The following is a 16,813-nucleotide window of genomic DNA, read 5'->3' on the forward strand; positions in this document are numbered from 1 at the left end:
AGGCAGCGGGGCCGAACACACCGGTGCCCCGCCCTCTCCGACGGGGAGGACGGGGCACCGAACGTGTCTCAGTGGTTGCGCGGGAAGCCGAGGTCCACGCCGGCCGGCGCGTCGGCCGGGTCGGGCCAGCGGGTGGTGACGACCTTGCCGCGGGTGTAGAAGTGCGTGCCGTCGTTGCCGTAGATGTGGTGGTCACCGAAGAGCGAGTCCTTCCAGCCGCCGAAGCTGTGGTAGCCCACCGGGACCGGGATCGGGACGTTCACGCCGACCATGCCGGCCTCGATCTCCAGCTGGAAGCGGCGGGCCGCGCCGCCGTCCCGGGTGAAGATCGCGGTGCCGTTACCGAACGGCGAGGCGTTGATGAGGGCCACGCCCTCCTCGTAGGTGTCCACGCGCAGCACGCACAGCACCGGACCGAAGATCTCGTCCCGGTACGCCTTCGCGCTGGTCGGCACCTTGTCCAGCAGTGAGATGCCGATCCAGTGGCCGTCCTCGAAGCCGTCGACCGTGTAGCCGGTGCCGTCCAGGACGACCTCGGCGCCCTCGGCGGCGGCGCCCTCGACGTAGGAGGCCACCTTGTCGCGGTGGACCTTCGTGATGAGCGGGCCCATCTCGGAGGCCGGGTCGTTGCCGGGGCCGATCTTGATCTTCTCGGCCCGCTCACGGATCTTGTCGACCAGTTCGTCACCGATGGCGCCGACCGCGACGACCGCGGAGATGGCCATGCAGCGCTCGCCCGCCGAGCCGTACGCCGCCGAGACCGCCGCGTCCGCCGCCGCGTCCAGGTCGGCGTCCGGCAGCACCAGCATGTGGTTCTTGGCGCCGCCGAGGGCCTGGACGCGCTTGCCGTGGGCGGAGGCCGTGGTGTGGATGTAGCGGGCGATCGGGGTGGAGCCGACGAAGGAGACGGCCTTGACGTCCGGGTGCTCCAGGAGGCGGTCGACGGCCACCTTGTCGCCGTGCACGACGTTGAAGACACCGTCGGGCAGACCGGCCTCGGCCAGCAGCTCGGCGATCCTGACGGAGGCCGACGGGTCCTTCTCGGACGGCTTGAGCACGAAGGTGTTGCCGGTCGCGATGGCGATCGGGAACATCCACATCGGGACCATCGCCGGGAAGTTGAACGGCGTGATGCCGGCGACGACGCCGAGCGGCTGGCGGATCGAGGCCACGTCGACCCGGTTGGCGACCTGCGTGGACAGCTCGCCCTTCAGCTGGACGCTGATGCCGCAGGCCAGGTCGACGATCTCCAGGCCGCGCGCCACCTCGCCGAGCGCGTCGGAGTGCACCTTGCCGTGCTCGGCGGTGATCAGCTCCGCGATCTCGTCCCGGTGGGCGTCCAGCAGCGCACGGAACGTGAAGAGGATCGAGGTGCGCTGGGCCAGCGAGGACTGGCCCCAGGTCGCGAAGGCGTCCTTGGCCGCGGCGACGGCCGCGTCCACCTCCTCGACCGACGCGAACGCGACCTTCGTGGTGACCTCGCCGGTCGCCGGGTCCGTGACCGGCCCGTACGTACCCGACGCGCCTTCGACGGTCTTGCCGCCGATCCAGTGGTTGACGATCTTCGTCATGCCCAGAAACTCCTTTTACAGATGGCGGCGTCGGGTCGAGACGTGCCGTTCGTACAGCTCTCGGGCCTTGACCGCGGACGATCGGGTCGCGGTCTCGGCCACAGGAACATCCCACCAGGCCTGCGCCGGAGGCGCGCCCGACACAGTGTCGGCCGTTTTGGTCTCCACGTAGACACATGTGGGAGTGTCGGCGGCCCGCGCCTCGGCGAGCGCCGCGCGCAGGTCGCGTACGGTCTTCGCGCGCAGCACCCGCATGCCCAGGCTGGCCGCGTTGGCGGCGAGGTCGACGGGCAGCGGGGCGCCGGTGAAGGTGCCGTCGTCCGAGGTGAAGCGGTAGGCCGTGCCGAACCGCTCGCCGCCCACGGACTCCGAGAGACCGCCGATGGAGGCGTATCCGTGGTTCTGCACCAGCAGGATCTTGATCGCGATGCCTTCCTGTACGGCGGTCACGATCTCCGTCGGCATCATCAGGTACGTCCCGTCGCCGACCAGCGCCCACACGTTCCGCTCGGGAGCGGCGAGCTTCACGCCGATCGCGGCGGGGATCTCGTAGCCCATGCAGGAGTAGCCGTACTCCAGGTGGTACTGGTCGCAGGACCGCGCCCGCCACAGCTTGTGCAGGTCGCCGGGGAGCGAGCCGGCCGCGCTGATGATGATGTCGGACTCGTCCACCAGGGCGTCGAGGGCGCCGATGACCTGCGGCTGGGTCGGCCTGATGTCCGGCTCGTCCGCCTCGAAGCAGGCGTCCACACGCTGCTCCCAGCGCTCCTTGTCCTCGGTGTACTCGGTGACGTAGGAGTCGGCGGCCCGGTGTCCGTGCATCCCCAGCGCCTCGGTCAGCTCGCCCAGACCGCTGCGGGCGTCGGCGATCAGCGGCAGTCCGGCCAGCTTGTGACCGTCGAAGGGTGCGATGTTGAGGTTCAGGAAGCGGACGTCCGGGTTCTCGAAGAGGGTTCCGGAGGCGGTCGTGAAGTCCGTGTACCGGGTGCCCACGCCGATCACCAGGTCCGCGGTGCGGGCCAGCTCGTCGGCGGTGGCGGTGCCGGTGTGGCCGACACCGCCGACGTCCTGGGGGTGGTCGTGGCGCAGGGAGCCCTTGCCGGCCTGGGTGGAGGCGACCGGTATGCGGGTGGACTCCGCGAACTCGGCGAGGGTCTCCTCGGCGCGGCTGTGGTGGACTCCGCCCCCCGCGATGACCAGTGGCCTGCGGGCGGAACGGATCGCCCGGACCGCCTCCGCCAGCTCGGTCGGGTCCGCACCGGGACGCCGTACGGTCCACACGCGCTCGGCGAAGAACTCCTCCGGCCAGTCGTACGCCTCGGCCTGCACGTCCTGCGGCAGCGCGAGGGTGACCGCGCCGGTCTCCACCGGGTCGGTGAGGACCCGCATCGCCTGCAGGGCACTGGGGATCAGGGCCTCGGGCCGGGTGATCCGGTCGAAGTACCTCGACACCGGGCGCAGGGTGTCGTTGACCGACACATCGCCCGCGTAGGGCAGCTCCAGCTGCTGCAGGACCGGGTCGGCGGGGCGGGTGGCGAAGACGTCGCCGGGCAGCAGCAGGACCGGGAGGTGGTTGATGGTCGCGAGGGCGGCGCCGGTGACCAGGTTGGTCGCGCCCGGGCCGATGGAGGTGGTCACGGCGTGGGTGGACAGCCGGTTCGACTGGCGGGCGTAGCCGACCGCCGCGTGCACCATGGACTGCTCGTTGCGGCCCTGGTGATACGGCATGACGTCGGCGTACTCGATCAGTGCCTGGCCGAGGCCGGCCACGTTGCCGTGCCCGAAGATGCCCCAGGTGGCGCCGATCAGCCGCTGCCGCCGCCCGTCGCGTTCCGTGTACTGGGCGGCGAGGAAGCGTACGAGTGCCTGCGCGACCGTGAGCCTCGTCGTCGAGGTCGTCATCGGTACCCCCTTGTGCTCTCTACGTGGTCCGGGTGGAAGCAGATCCGCCACTCCCGGGTCCCGCCGGGCCCTGCCATGACGTTCAGGTAGTACATGGCGTGGCCCGGCTGGGCGATCGACGGGCCGTGCCAGCCGTCGGGGACGAGGACGGCGTCGCCGGAGCGGACCTCGGCGAGGACGTCGGATCCGCCCTCACGCGAGGGGAATACGCGCTGATAGCCGAGACCGTTCGGGCCGTCGATCTCGAAGTAGTAGATCTCCTCCAGCTCGGACTCCTCGCCCGGCCGGTGCTCGTCGTGCTTGTGCGGCGGGTACGAGGACCAGTTGCCGCCAGGGGTGATCACCTCGACGGCGATCAGCTTGTCGCAGTGGAAGGCGTCAGCGGAGGCGAAGTTGCGCACGTGGCGGGCGCAGCTGCCGCTGCCGCGCTCCTCGACGGGGACCTCCGGCGCGGGGCCGTAGCGGGCGGGGAGTCGTCGCTCGCACTTCGCTCCTGCCAGGGCGAAGCGGCCTCCCGCGCCGGAGGCGATCTGGACCCGGGCGTCCCGGGGGGCGTACGCGAAGTCGGAGACGTCCGCGAACACGCTGTCCCGGCCCAGGAGTTGGAACTCGTTGCCCTCGATTTGTACGGTACATCCGCCTTGTAGCGGAAGCACGATCCACTCACTGTCCCCGGTGGTGAACGTATGCGTGCCGCCCGGTGTCAGCTCCACGACGCGCAGGCTGCTGTGCGTCCAGCCGGCCCGCTTGGGGTCGATGTCGACGGTGTACTGGGCGTTCGCGGTGGCGCCCCGGGGCAGGTGCAGGTCGGTGCTGGTCATGCGGCCCTCACAGCAGTCCTACGGCGGTGTCCACGGCGGCGGCCACATCGCCGTCCGCCGGGTACAGCAGCGAGCGGCCGACCACCAGGCCGCGCACGGTGGGCAGTTGGAGCGCGCCGCGCCACTTCTCGTACGCGGCGACCTGCTCCTCGGGTGAGTCGCCGATGTCACCGCCGAGCAGCACGGCCGGCAGGGTGGAGGTCTCCATGACCCGGGCCATGTCGTCGGGGTTCTCGGTCACCGGCACCTTCAGCCAGGTGTAGGCGGAGGAGCCGCCCAGGCCGGAGGCGATGGCGATGGACCTGGTGACCGCGTCGGCGGACAGGTCGTTCTTCAGCTTCCCTTCCGGGGTGCGGCGGCTGATGAACGGCTCGACGAAGACGGGCAGCCGGCGGGCGGCCATGTCGTCGATGGCGCGGGCGGTGGACTCCAGGGTGGTCAGGGAGCCCGGGTCGTCGTAGTCGATGCGCAGCAGCAGCTTGCCGGCGTCGAAGCCGAGGCGCTGGATGTCCTCGGGGCGGTGGCCGGTGAAGCGGTCGTCCAGCTCGAAGCTGGCGCCCTGCAGGCCGCCGCGGTTCATGGAGCCCATGACGACCTTGTTGTCGAGGGCGCCGAGCAGCAGCAGGTCGTCGAGGATGTCGGCGGTGGCGAGGACGCCGTCGACGCCGGGGCGGGACAGCGCGAGGCACAGGCGTTCCAGCAGGTCGGTGCGGTTGGCCATGGCGAGCCTGCGGTCACCGACGCCGAGCGCGCCGCGTGCCGGGTGGTCGGCGGCGACGATCATCAGACGGCCGCTCGTGTTCAGCAGCGGGCGGCGGGTCCGGCGGGCGGCGGCCTCGGCGATCGCCTCGGGGTGGTGGGTGCGGGTGTGGACCAGCATCGAGACCTCCACGCGGGGCTGCCGGGCCCCGTCCCCGCCCTCGGTGCGGGTGCCCGTCACGCGGCCGGCCCTCACAGCACCGCTCCGGCCTCGAGCGCGGCGGCCACCTCGTCCGGGGTGGGCATCGCGGAGGAGCACTCCAGGCGGGAGGCGACGATGGCGCCGGCCGCATTGGCGTGCCGCATGATCGTCTCCAGGTCCCAGCCCTCCAGCAGTCCGTGGCACAGGGAGCCGCCGAAGGCGTCACCGGCGCCCAGTCCGTTGAGGACGGTGACGGGGAGGGGCGGGACCTCGGCCGAATCTCCAAAAGCGCTGACCGCGAGGACACCCTTGGGTCCCTGCTTGACCACGGCGATCTCGACCCCGGCGGCCAGCAGCGCGCGGGCCGCCGCATGGGGTTCGCGCACCCCGGTGGCGACCTCCACCTCGTCGAGATTGCCGACGGCGACGGTGGTGTGGCGCAGGGCCTCGGCGTAGAAGGGGCGGGCGGACTCGGGGTCCCGCCAGAACATGGGCCGCCAGTCGAGGTCGAAGACCGTCGTACCGGTCTTGGCGCGGTGGGCGAGGGCCGCGAGAGTCGCCGTACGGCTCGGCTCCTCACTCAGGCCGGTGCCGGTGACCCAGAAGACCCGGGTGTCCCGGATGGCGTCCAGGTCCAGCTCGTGGCCGTCGATCTCCAGGTCCGGCGCCTTGGGCTGCCGGTAGAAGTACAGCGGGAAGTCGTCCGGCGGGAAGACCTCGCAGAAGGTGACCGGCGTGGGCAGTCCGGCCACCGTAGTGACCCAGCGGTCGTCGACGCCGAAGCCGCGCAGGGCCTCGTGCAGATAGGCGCCGAACGGGTCGTCTCCGGTGCGGGTGATCACGGCGGTGTGCCGGCCGAGCCGGGCCGCGGCCACCGCGACGTTCGTCGCCGACCCGCCGAGGAACTTGCCGAAGGACGACACCTGGGCGAGCGGGACGCCGGTTTGCAGCGGGTAGAGGTCCACTCCGATCCGCCCCATGGTGATCAGGTCGTACGCCATCGGCTTCCCTTCGTCACGGCTCTCCCCGGCTTTCTAGCCCTCCACGCCGAGCCCTGTCAATGTTTTGTCCAGACATTCGGACCAGGCCTTGACACCGCTTTCCGCGCGCCCGCACGCTGACGGCCATGACGTCCTTGTCACCCTCCTCACTGTCCCGTATCCGGATCGGATCGGCGCCCGACTCCTGGGGCGTGTGGTTCCCGGACGATCCGCGGCAGGTCTCCTGGCAGCGCTTCCTCGACGAGGTCGCCGACTCCGGCTACGAGTGGATCGAGCTGGGCCCCTACGGCTATCTCCCCACCGACCCGGAGGTACTCGCCGAGGAGACCGCCCGGCGCGGTCTGCGGGTGTCGGCCGGCACCGTCTTCACGGGTCTGCACCACGGCGCCGCCGTGTGGGACAGGACCTGGGCGCACGTCTGCGACATCGCCGCGCTGACGCAGGCGATGGGCGCCCGCCACCTGGTGGTCATCCCGTCCTTCTGGCGGGACGACAAGACGGGCGAGGTGCTGGAGCCCGACACGTTGACCCCCGGGCAGTGGCGGAACCTCACGTCTTTGACCGAGCGCCTCGGCCGCGAGGTGCGGGAGCGCTACGGCCTGGCGATCGTGGTCCACCCGCACGCCGACACCCACATCGACAGCGAGGAGAACGTCACCCGCTTCCTCGACGGCACGGACTCCGATCTGGTGTCGCTGTGCCTGGACACCGGGCACTACGCGTACTGCGGCGGGGACAGCGTCAAGCTGATCGAGACCTACGGCGAGCGGATCGGCTATCTGCACCTGAAGCAGGTGGACCCGGAGATCCTGGCCGACGTGCGCGCGAAGGGCACACCGTTCGGCCCGGCGGTCGCCCAGGGCGTGATGTGCGAGCCGCCGTCCGGGGTGCCGGAACTGGGGCTGGTGCTTGAGGCGGCGCAGCGGCTGGACGTCGACCTGTTCGCGATCGTCGAGCAGGACATGTACCCCTGCGAGCCGGACAAGCCGCTGCCGATCGCGCAGCGGACCCGGGCGTTCCTGAGGTCCTGCGGGGCATGACCACCACCCGTCCGCGCCGCACCGCCCGAACCGAGCGGTTCGCCCTCTGGACGAGGTGTTGCTGCGCTGGTCGCGGGCGGTGCCCCCGGCTCCGCGCGGGCGGTGCGCGCCTGGTCGCCGCCGCGAGGGAGCCGGGAAGCCGCCCGGGGTGATACGGGGAGGCCGGCGGGCCGGCCCCGACGCGACAGGCGCCGGCCCGCCCGTCGTCGGCTGGACGGACGGTGCGCACCCTCACGGTGTTCAGCGGGGGCCGATACCGTTCGCTCCATGCCTGACGTGTACACCGCCCTGTGGACCAACGACCTCTGCAAGGCGCTCGTCTCCCGTGGCCGCACGGGCGATCCGCTGGGCGTGCTGTTCGCCGGCCCGCACCAGTCGATGCCCAGCTACCGGCGGGCGGGCGTGCAGCCGGGCGACCGCGTCCTGCCGGTACGGGTCTTCCGCAAGCGGCTGTGGGTGCTCGGATCCCTGCATGTCACCGGGGTCCTGGAGTACGACGGCACGGTCGAGGAGCGGCTGGGCGCCGAGGAGCGCGCGCGGTTGGCCCACTGGGCGCTGCTGGAGGTCAGCTGTGCGAGCGAGCTCGTCGTCGGCCGGCCCGGCGCCCCGCTCGCCTTCGACCGCCCGGTGCCCGCCGACCTGCTCGGCCGGCTCACCTACCGGTCGCGACGCGGTGAACGGCAGGTCAAGTACGTGGAGGACGGCGAGCTGCGCAGTGCGGTGAGCCTGCAGGGCGTGTACCGCCTGGCGCCGGAGTCCGGCCGGGAACTCGAGGAACTGGTGGGCGAGAGGGCCACGACGGGCTGATTCCGGCGCTCCCGTCAACACGCCCCGCCCGTGTGCCGGCGCCCACCATTGCTGCGGGTGCGTCACAAACACCTCCTTTCTGTCACAGATGTCGCACCTACGCGGCCTCTCGGTCACGTCCGGTCAACAGCCGCTGTCCCACGGTCACTCTGTGTCGTTCACCGGGCACAGGCATGGTGATCGCCAGCGCAGCGCCCGGCTCCCCCGACGGCCGCCCCCGGCCGCCGCCGCGGCGTGCGCGGGGAGGTGCAACTCATGACCGACCGAAAGCTCTGGTCCTACAAGGAGATCGCGGCGCACATCCGGGTGCAGCCGGACACCGTACGGTCCTACCGCAAGCACGGCCTGCTGCCTCCGCCCGACCATGTGGAGAGCGGCAAGCCCTACTGGTACGCCGACACCGTCCGGGCCTGGGTCGCCTCCCGACCGGGCAACCGGGGCCGAAGAGTGGACTGACCCGGCGGACACGAGCTCTGTACCGTCCCGGAAAAAGGACCTGTGCCCCACCTTGGGCGTGGGGCACAGTCGTCCCATGAGCTTCTCCGTCAAACCGGTCCTGACCGGCCGCAAGACCGTCCTGCGGCCCTTCACCGAGGCCGACGCCGATGTCATGTGGGAGATCGTCACCGACCCCGAGGTCGTCCGTTTCACCTTCGAGCCGTCGACCGGCCCGACCCCGGAACGACTGCGGTCCTGGTACGGCTCCCGGGCCGACGCCCCCGACCGCCTCGACCTGGCCGTCACCGACCCCACGACCGGTGAGGTCCTGGGCGAGGTCGTCTTGTACGAGTACGACCCGGCGGCCCGCAGCTGCACCTTCCGCACGCTCATCGGCCCCCGGGGCCGCGGCCGCGGTGTCGGCACCGAGGCGACCCGGCTGATCGTCGCCCACGGTTTCGGGGACCTCGGGTGCACCGGATCGAGTTGGCGGCCTACGCGCACAACCACCGGGCCCTGCGCCTCTACGAGAAGGCCGGCTTCGTGGTCGAGGGTGTACGGCGGGAGGTGCAGCGGCGGGACGGCGAGTGGGCCGACGAGGTGATCATGGCGATCCTCGACCGTGAGTGGGCCGCGCTCAGCGCCACGGCTCGATGACCGTGACCCCCGCCCCCGGCGCCGTACCCATGGCGGCGAGGGCCTGCGGGACCGCGTCGAGTGTGATCGTCCGAGTCACCAGCAGGTCGGGGCGCAGCGCTCCGGCCCTGACCAGCTCCAGCATCCCCGGATAGGCGTGGGCGGCCATGCCATGGCTGCCGAGGAGTTCGAGTTCCAGGGCGATGGCGCGGGCCAGCGGGACGGGGGTGGTGCCGTCCGGCGAGGGCAGCAGGCCCACCTGGACGTGCCGGCCGCGGCGGCGCAGGGAGCCGACGGAGGCCGCGCAGGTGGCGGGCGAGCCGAGGGCGTCGAGGGAGAGGTGGGCGCCGCCGCCGGTCAGCTCCCGGACGGCCGCCGCCGTGTCGGACACCCCGGTCGCGTCCACGCACTCCGCCGCCCCGAACTTCCGCGCCAGGTCAAGGGCCTGGGGCGCTACGTCGACGGCGACCACCCGTGCCCCCGAGGCGGCCGCGATCATCACGGCCGACAGCCCGACCCCGCCGCAGCCGTGCACCGCGACCCACTCCCCCGCCGCCACCCGGCCCTGCTGCACCACCGCGCGGAAGGCGGTGGCGAAGCGGCAGCCGAGGGCCGCGGCCGTGCCGTAGGCCATCTCGTCCGGGATGGCGACCAGGTTCACATCGGCATGGTCGAGGGCCACGTACTGGGCGAAGGAGCCCCACTGGTGGAAGCCCGGCTGCGTCTGGCGCTCGCACACCTGCTGGTCGCCGGCCGCGCAGGACGGGCAGCTGCCACAGGCGCAGACGAAGGGCACGGTGACCCGGTCGCCGGGCCGCCAGCCGCTCACCCGGGCGCCCACCGCCTCGACCACCCCGGCGAGTTCGTGCCCCGGCACATGCGGCAGGGTGATGTCCGGGTCATGCCCCATCCAGCCGTGCCAGTCACTGCGGCACAGCCCGGTCGCCTCGACCCGGACCACGACCCCGTGCTCGACGGGCTCCGGGTCCGGCACCTCCCGCACCCCGGCAGGCTCCCCGTACTGCTCGAACACCACGGCTCTCATGGGCCCCACCCTTCCATGGAAGCCGCCGGCCTCACACCGTTCGTGGTCAGCGGGCAGCGGTTCCCGCCCCCGCCGACTCCTTCGCCTCCGCGGGCGCGGCCGGTTCGCCCTCGCTGAGTCCGAACCGCTGGTGGAAACGGCGCAGGGGGGCCGGGGCCCACCAGGTGGCTTGGCCCGTGAGCCGCATGATCGCCGGGACCAGGAGGCTGCGCACGACCATCGCGTCCATCAGCACCGCGAGCGCGATGCCGAGGCCCAGCATCTTGGTGTTGGTCACTCGGGAGGTGCCGATGGCCACCATCACCACCGCGAGGATGACCGCGGCCGCGGTGATCAGCCCGCCGGTGCGCTGCAGCCCGTGCCGGACCGCCTCGTTGTGGTCACCGGTGCGGTCGTACTCCTCCTTGATGCGGGAGAGCAGGAAGACGCCGTAGTCCATGGAGAGGCCGAAGGCCACGCAGAACATGAGGACGGGCAGGGTGGTCTCTATCGAGCCGGAGCTGGTGAAGCCGAGCGCGTCCGAGAGGTGGCCGTCCTGGAACACCCAGACCACCGCGCCGAACATCGCCGTCAGGCTGAGCGCGTTGAGCACCACCGCCTGCAGGGGTATCAGCACGCTGCCGGTGAGCAGGAAGACGAGCAGCAGGGTGACGACCGCGATGAAGGCCCCTGCCCAGGGCAGGCGTTCGCCTATCGCGTGCTTGGAGTCGACCAGGACGGCGGCCGTGCCGGTCACCTTGGTGCCGAAAGGGGCTTTCAGCGCGCGCAGGTCACCGACCAGGCGCTGGGCGCCGCCGTCGACGGCCTCGCCCCTGGGCTGCACCGTGAAGTAGGCCGCGTCGCCCTTGACCAGGGGGCCGTCGACCCGGGCCACTTCGTGCAGGGCGGCCACCCGCTCCTTGTAGGCGGCGTACTGCGTCTTGGTGGCCCTGCCCTCGGCGAGGACCTCGAGGCCGCCACCGGGACTGCCCGGGAAGCCGTCCCGGATGTGCTGCTGCACCACGTGCGACTCGGCACCCGACGGCAGCTGGCGGTCGTCCGCGGTGCCGAACTTCACGCCCATGAAAGGCAGTCCGAGGATCACCAGCAGGGCGGTGGTGCCGAGCGCGAAGAGCGGTGCGCGACGCATCACCAGCGTGGCGGCCCGGGCCCAGGCCGTGCCCTCGGCGCCCGCGGGCCTCGGTTCGCGGCCCCTTCTCAGCAGGCGGCGCAGGTCGAGGGAATTGACCCGGTGGCCGAGCAGGATCAGGGCCGCCGGGAGCAGGATCAGGGCGGCCGCCGCGGCGAGCAGGACCACGGCGACGCCGGCGTAGGCGAAGGACCGCAGGAAGTACTGGGGGAAGACCATCATGGCGGCCAGGGAGACCGCGACGGTGAGGGCGGAGAACAGCACCGTGCGGCCGGCCGTGCGCAGTGTCGTACCGATGGCGGTCGACGGGTCGGCTCCGGTGGACAGTTCCTCGCGGTAGCGACGGACGATGAAGAGGGCGTAGTCGATGGCGAGGCCGAGACCGAGGGCGGTGGTGAGGTTCAACGCGAAGACCGAGACGTCGGTGAAGGACGTCAGGCCGCGCAGCACCGCGTTCGTGCCGAGGATCGCGACGACGCCGATGCCCAGCGGCAGCAGGGCGGCGACGGCGCTGCCGAAGACCATCACCAGCAGGACCAGCGTGATCGGCAGGGCGATCATCTCGGCACGGGTGAGGTCCTCCTTGATGACCGTCTGCATCTCGTGCCGTACCGCGACGATGCCGCCGACCTTCACCCGGACCGGGCCGTGCGCGCCCCGGTAGTGGGGCGCTATGCGGTCCAGGGTCTGGGCCATCGCGTTCTCGTCGCCGGTGATGCGGGCGGCGATCAGTGCTTCGTGGCCGTCCCTGGCGCGCAGGGCGGGAGCCGCCGAGGGATCGGCCTGCCAGTAGGAGCCGACACCGGTCACGCCCTTCTCCGTGGTCAGCCGCTCGGCCAGGGCGCGGGCCGCGGCGGCGACCGCCGGGTCGTCGACCGAGGCGCGGCCGGAGTCCACCAGGAGCAGCAGGTTGGGCTGGGAGTCGGGGAAGGCGCGCTCCAACGCCTTGGTCGCGTAGGTCGACTCGGCGGCCGGGTCCTCCCAGCCGCCGCTGCCCAGATGGTCCGCGACCCCGCTGCCGGCCAGCACGGCGAGCGCGGTGAGCACGAGGGCCACCAGCAGCGACAGGCGCGGGCGGGCGATGACGGTGGGGGTCCAGCCGCCGGGGCGGGGTGGTCCGTCCCCGGTGCGCGGTGCCTTGTTGGCTTCGGTCATCGTGCGGTGTCCCCTTCACCGTGACCCATGTCTGTGCAGGCAGGCAGCATGGGTCGGTCATTGCCCACTAAACTGGCAAACACGAGAGATCGCTCGCGTTCCCCAAGAATGCGAGCGACCGCTCGTGTTTGTCAATCGCCTTCGAAGGGCTGGGGAGATCGCGTGTCCGACACCTCGGAGACCTCGGACAACGCGCAGCCGCGCCGCCGCCAGGCACGCGGTGAACGCCGTATCGCGCAGCTCCTCGCCGCCGCCGCCCAGGTCTTCTGCACCACCGGTTACACGGCCGCCAGCACCAACGCCATCGCCCGGGAGGCGGGCGTCTCACCGGGCACGCTCTACCAGTTCTTCCCGAACAAGGAAGCGATCGCGATCGAACTGGGCGACCGGCTCATGCACGAGATGCGGGAGACCTACGGCGAGGCGCTGGCCCCCGTCGACCCCGCCACGCCACTGCAGGAGGCCATCGGCGCGGCGGTCGACCGGTTCATCGCCTTCAACACCGAGCACCCGGTGTTCTTCGCACTGATGCACGGCCCCGACATCCCGGGCGGGATCACCGAGGCGCACGACCAGCTGCACGCCACCCTGATCGCCCGTATCGAGGCCCTGCTCGCCTCGCTGCTGCCCGAGACCTCCCCGACCGACGTCACCCGCACGGCCCACGTCTGCCTCGGCATCTACAAGGCCGGTCTGGAGCTGGTCCTCGCCCACGAGGGCGCCGAGCGGGCGGCCTACGTCCAGGAGGTCAAGGACGTCCTCGTCCGCTACCTCGGCCCCCTGGTGGGCGGCCGGCTCGGCCGTACGTGATCCCACGGAGGTGCCCGGACTGCGACACGGGGCGCATCTGCCTGAAGTGCGGATAGCTCGTCCAGCAGGAGTCCGGGGGGCCCCCGTGACCCGCTCTCCGCCGCCCGGCATGCCCCGGGGCCGCCTTCCGGGCCCCAGCAGCCTCCGGCGCCGCACCCCCGCATCGGCGCGGGCCTTGGCATCCGCGGGACGCGGGCCGGGCTGGTGCTCGGCGCGGCCGTCGGCCTCGGCATCGCGGCCCGGGAGAGCTCCGGGTACGCCTTCAACGCGGCCGTCTCCGCCGAGGACATCGACCTCAGAGCTCTGCTGGAGACGGAGATCCCTCGCGGGGCGCTCGCTCCTTTCGGGCACGGTCCGTGGACGGCGATCGCGGGGCGTGCTGCTCTCCCAGCGCCGCCCGAACGGGCACTTCCGCCTCGCCGCGCCGGTCGCCGACGCCTGCCTCGGCGTCTCGATGCTGCACGCTCTGTGGGACGCCACGCACGGCATCGCGATCCGGCTGGTGGCCCGGCTGTCGGGCACCGGCCCGGAACCTGAGCTGTTGCCCGCAGGGGTACAGCCCACGACCCGGCGCCGAAGGGGAACATCTGTTCACGTCGCTCCCGGGCGGCGGCGGATACTCGTCACGTTGCCCGGGATCGCCTGGGGTGCGGTCACCGGCACGCCGGGACCCTCTTGGGAAAATACCCCCTAGGGGTATACCGTGAGGAAGTGTGGGGGCTCCACCCCGAGCCCCACCGGCCCCACACGCCTCGACGAGGAGAACCACATGAGCGCCCAGACCGACACTTCGGGCTCCGTCACCACCGTCTACCAGGTGACCGGCATGAGCTGTGGCCACTGCGAGGGCTCCGTCTCCGGCGAGATCTCCCAGATCCCCGGCGTCAGCTCCGTCAAGGCCGTGGCGTCGACCGGTGAGGTGACCGTCGTCTCCGAGGCCCCGCTCGACGACGAGGCCGTCCGCGCCGCCGTGGACGAGGCGGGCTTCGAGCTGGCCGGCAGGGCCTGAGGGCAGGGCCCCACAACAGCACCCGAGTGACCGGGCCCGCCGCACGTGCGCGGGCCCCGAAACCTTTCCCCGACCGGGCCGTGCCGTGCCGACCAGCTGATACTGGATCCGTACGGCCCGGTCCGATGTCTGGAGTCCGGACATGCCCAGCACCACCACACAGACCGAGACGGCGAGCGCGATAGGCGGCACGTCCGAGGTCGAGCTGCTCATCGGCGGGATGACCTGTGCCTCCTGCGCCGCCCGGGTGGAGAAGAAGCTCAACCGCATGGACGGCGTCAGCGCCACGGTGAACTTCGCGACGGAGAAGGCGAAGGTCAGCTACGCCGAGGGTGTCCAGGTCGCCGACCTGATCGCGACCGTGGTGAAGACCGGATACACCGCCGAGGAGCCCCCGCCGCCGGAGCCCGAAGCCGGGGTCGAGGAGACCGCCGAACAGGATCCCGAACTCGCCGCCCTCCGCCATCGCCTGCTCGTCTCCGCGCTGCTCGCCGCCCCCGTCGTACTGCTCGCCATGGTCCCCGCGCTGCAGTTCGACAACTGGCAGTGGCTCTCGCTCACGCTCGCCGCACCGGTCGTCGCCTGGGGTGGATGGCCCTTCCACCGGGCCGCCTGGAGCAACGCCCGGCACGGTGCCGCCACCATGGACACACTGGTCTCGGTCGGCACGCTGGCCGCCTTCGGCTGGTCGCTGTGGGCGCTGTTCTTCGGCGACGCGGGCAGGCCCGGCATGCACGACGAGTTCCGGTTCACCGTCTCGCGGATGGACGGCGCCTCCACCCTCTACCTCGAGGTCGCCGCCGGGGTGGTCGCGCTGATCCTCCTCGGCCGCTATCTGGAGGCCCGCTCCAAGCGGCGCGCGGGCGCGGCCCTGAGGGCCCTGATGGAGCTGGGCGCCAAGGACGTGGCCGTGCTGCGAGGCGGGCGCGAGGTGCGCGTGCCGGTGGCCTCCCTGGCCGTGGGCGACCGGTTCGTCGTACGGCCCGGGGAGAAGATCGCCACCGACGGCACGGTCGTCGAGGGCGTCTCCGCGGTGGATGCCTCCATGCTGACCGGCGAGTCGGTGCCGGTGGACGTCGGCCCCGGCGACCGGGTCACCGGCGCCACGGTCAACGCGGGCGGCCGGCTGGTGGTCGAGGCGACCCGGGTCGGCGCGGACACCCAGCTCGCCCGGATGGCGAAGCTCGTGGAGGACGCGCAGAACGGCAAGGCCGAGGTACAGCGGCTCGCCGACCGGATCTCCGCCGTCTTCGTCCCCGTCGTCATCCTCATCGGGCTCGCCACCTTCGGCGTCTGGCTGGGCGTCACCGGGGACGCGGTCGCCGCGTTCACGGCCGCCGTCGCCGTCCTGATCATCGCCTGCCCCTGCGCGCTCGGCCTCGCCACGCCCACAGCACTGATGGTCGGGACCGGCCGCGGCGCCCAGCTGGGCATCCTCATCAAGGGCCCCGAGGTGCTGGAGTCCACGCGTCGCGTCGACACCGTCGTCCTGGACAAGACCGGCACCGTCACCACCGGCCGGATGACCCTCCAGGAGGTGTACGCCGCCGACGGCGAGGACGCGAAGCAGGTGCTGCGGCTCGCGGGCGCGCTCGAGCACGCCTCCGAGCACCCCGTCGCCCGGGCGATCGCCGCCGGCGCCGAGGAGCGGACCGGGACCCTCCCCGGGGTCGAGCACTTCGAGAACGTCCCCGGGCGGGGCGTGCGCGGGCGCGTGGAAGGCCGCGAGGTGGCCGTGGGGCGGCTGTTCGAGGCGCTGCCCGAGGAGCTGGCCCGGGCCGCGCGGCAGGCCGAGCGGGAGGGCCGCACCGCCGTCACGGTCGGCTGGGACGGGCAGGCCCGCGGTGTCCTCGCCGTCGCGGACGCGGTCAAGGAGACCAGCGCCGAGGCCGTGCGCGAGCTGCGCGCGCTCGGGCTCACGCCGGTGCTGCTCACCGGGGACAACCGGACGGTCGCCGAGGCCGTCGCACGGGCCGTCGGCATCGACGAGGTGATCGCCGAGGTGCTCCCCGAGGACAAGGTGGAGGTCGTACGACGGCTGCGGGGCGAGGGACGCGCCGTGGCCATGGTCGGCGACGGCGTCAACGACGCGGCCGCGCTGGCCACCGCCGATCTTGGACTGGCGATGGGGACCGGCACGGACGCGGCGATCGAGGCCGGGGATCTCACGCTGGTGCGCGGGGACCTCAGGGTGGCCGCGGACGCCATCCGGCTCTCCCGGCGCACCCTGGCCACCATCAAGGGCAACCTGGTGTGGGCCTTCGGCTACAACGTGGCCGCGCTGCCGCTGGCCGCCGCGGGCCTGCTGAACCCGATGATCGCGGGCGCGGCGATGGCCTTCTCCTCGGTGTTCGTGGTGACCAACAGCCTGCGGCTGCGCGGCTTCCGCTGAAGCCGTCAAAGATTACCGGGGGGTAGGTGCAGGGGAAGTAAGAGACCCCCTAGAGTCCGGCGCGAGCCTCACATAAGCTCTTCACAAGGCTCGCGCATCATCCTTACGCTTGGGCCCCGATCGCCGTATCGGGGCTCTTGCGCACCTAAGGGACAT

Annotated in this window: 14 protein-coding genes and 2 pseudogenes; 9 read left to right on the top strand and 7 right to left on the bottom strand. The window is 72.0% G+C overall.

The annotated features are described in order from the left end of the window. Positions 1-68: 68 nt before the first annotated feature. The 5 genes from mmsA to iolC form a co-directional block, all read right to left on the bottom strand. Positions 69-1,571, bottom strand: coding sequence for a CoA-acylating methylmalonate-semialdehyde dehydrogenase (gene mmsA, locus ACFZDC_RS15825; protein WP_391324106.1), 1,503 nt, complete (start codon positions 1,569-1,571; stop codon positions 69-71). Between the two features lie 15 nt (positions 1,572-1,586). Beyond that, positions 1,587-3,473 carry a 3D-(3,5/4)-trihydroxycyclohexane-1,2-dione acylhydrolase (decyclizing) gene (iolD, locus tag ACFZDC_RS15830; RefSeq protein WP_391324108.1) on the bottom strand — a complete coding sequence of 629 codons (1,887 nt, stop codon included), beginning with the start codon at positions 3,471-3,473 and terminating at the stop codon, positions 1,587-1,589. After that, the gene (gene iolB, locus ACFZDC_RS15835) at positions 3,470-4,294 is read right to left on the bottom strand and encodes a 5-deoxy-glucuronate isomerase (RefSeq protein WP_391324110.1); all 825 of its coding nucleotides are present in this window, start codon (positions 4,292-4,294) and stop codon (positions 3,470-3,472) included. Before iolB ends, iolD begins: the two co-directional genes overlap by 4 nt. A 7-nt stretch (positions 4,295-4,301) precedes the next feature. Further along, positions 4,302-5,174, bottom strand: coding sequence for a deoxyribose-phosphate aldolase (locus ACFZDC_RS15840; protein WP_391324544.1), 873 nt, complete (start codon positions 5,172-5,174; stop codon positions 4,302-4,304). Between the two features lie 71 nt (positions 5,175-5,245). Next, complete coding sequence (iolC, locus tag ACFZDC_RS15845) at positions 5,246-6,196, bottom strand: 5-dehydro-2-deoxygluconokinase (protein WP_391324112.1); 951 nt, start codon at positions 6,194-6,196, stop codon at positions 5,246-5,248. A 125-nt stretch (positions 6,197-6,321) separates the two neighbouring features. On the opposite strand from iolC, the gene ACFZDC_RS15850 reads away from it, so the two are divergent. The 4 genes and pseudogenes from ACFZDC_RS15850 to ACFZDC_RS15865 all read left to right on the top strand — a co-directional run bounded on the left by ACFZDC_RS15850 (position 6,322) and on the right by ACFZDC_RS15865 (position 9,138). Continuing rightward, a complete protein-coding gene (locus tag ACFZDC_RS15850; RefSeq protein WP_391324114.1) occupies positions 6,322-7,236 on the top strand; it encodes a TIM barrel protein in 915 nt (304 codons plus the stop codon). Between the two features lie 267 nt (positions 7,237-7,503). After that, positions 7,504-8,043, top strand: a complete 540-nt coding sequence (locus tag ACFZDC_RS15855) for a hypothetical protein (protein ID WP_391324116.1) — start codon at positions 7,504-7,506, stop codon at positions 8,041-8,043. A 255-nt stretch (positions 8,044-8,298) separates the two neighbouring features. After that, on the top strand, positions 8,299-8,499 hold the full coding sequence (locus tag ACFZDC_RS15860) for a MerR family transcriptional regulator (protein ID WP_391324118.1): 201 nt from the start codon (positions 8,299-8,301) through the stop codon (positions 8,497-8,499). Between the two features lie 76 nt (positions 8,500-8,575). Then, positions 8,576-9,138, top strand: a pseudogene (locus tag ACFZDC_RS15865) (GNAT family N-acetyltransferase). Here ACFZDC_RS15865 and ACFZDC_RS15870 read toward each other — a convergent pair. Together ACFZDC_RS15870 and ACFZDC_RS15875 are read right to left on the bottom strand one after the other, a co-directional pair. Then, positions 9,119-10,162 carry a zinc-binding dehydrogenase gene (locus ACFZDC_RS15870; protein WP_391324120.1) on the bottom strand — a complete coding sequence of 348 codons (1,044 nt, stop codon included), beginning with the start codon at positions 10,160-10,162 and terminating at the stop codon, positions 9,119-9,121. The pseudogene ACFZDC_RS15865 and the gene ACFZDC_RS15870 sit on opposite strands and share 20 nt — an antisense overlap. Positions 10,163-10,208: 46 nt before the next feature. Beyond that, positions 10,209-12,446, bottom strand: a complete 2,238-nt coding sequence (locus ACFZDC_RS15875) for an MMPL family transporter (protein WP_391324121.1) — start codon at positions 12,444-12,446, stop codon at positions 10,209-10,211. A gap of 162 nt (positions 12,447-12,608) precedes the next feature. Between ACFZDC_RS15875 and ACFZDC_RS15880 the strand changes: the two genes are divergently transcribed. The 5 genes and pseudogenes from ACFZDC_RS15880 to ACFZDC_RS15900 all read left to right on the top strand — a co-directional run bounded on the left by ACFZDC_RS15880 (position 12,609) and on the right by ACFZDC_RS15900 (position 16,657). Continuing rightward, a complete protein-coding gene (locus tag ACFZDC_RS15880) occupies positions 12,609-13,256 on the top strand; it encodes a TetR family transcriptional regulator (RefSeq protein WP_391324123.1) in 648 nt (215 codons plus the stop codon). Positions 13,257-13,460: 204 nt separating this feature from the next. Next, positions 13,461-13,580 (top strand): annotated as a pseudogene (locus tag ACFZDC_RS15885) (PrsW family intramembrane metalloprotease); the annotation flags it as partial. A 52-nt stretch (positions 13,581-13,632) separates the two neighbouring features. Then, positions 13,633-13,950, top strand: a complete 318-nt coding sequence (locus ACFZDC_RS15890; RefSeq protein ID WP_391324571.1) for a hypothetical protein — start codon at positions 13,633-13,635, stop codon at positions 13,948-13,950. Between the two features lie 75 nt (positions 13,951-14,025). Then, positions 14,026-14,265, top strand: coding sequence for a cation transporter (locus ACFZDC_RS15895; protein WP_391324125.1), 240 nt, complete (start codon positions 14,026-14,028; stop codon positions 14,263-14,265). A 142-nt stretch (positions 14,266-14,407) separates the two neighbouring features. After that, positions 14,408-16,657 carry a heavy metal translocating P-type ATPase gene (locus ACFZDC_RS15900; RefSeq protein WP_391324127.1) on the top strand — a complete coding sequence of 750 codons (2,250 nt, stop codon included), beginning with the start codon at positions 14,408-14,410 and terminating at the stop codon, positions 16,655-16,657. Positions 16,658-16,813: the final 156 nt, after the last annotated feature.

It is taken from the genome of Streptomyces sp. NPDC007905 (assembly GCF_042959345.1).
GTDB lineage: Bacteria > Actinomycetota > Actinomycetes > Streptomycetales > Streptomycetaceae > Streptomyces.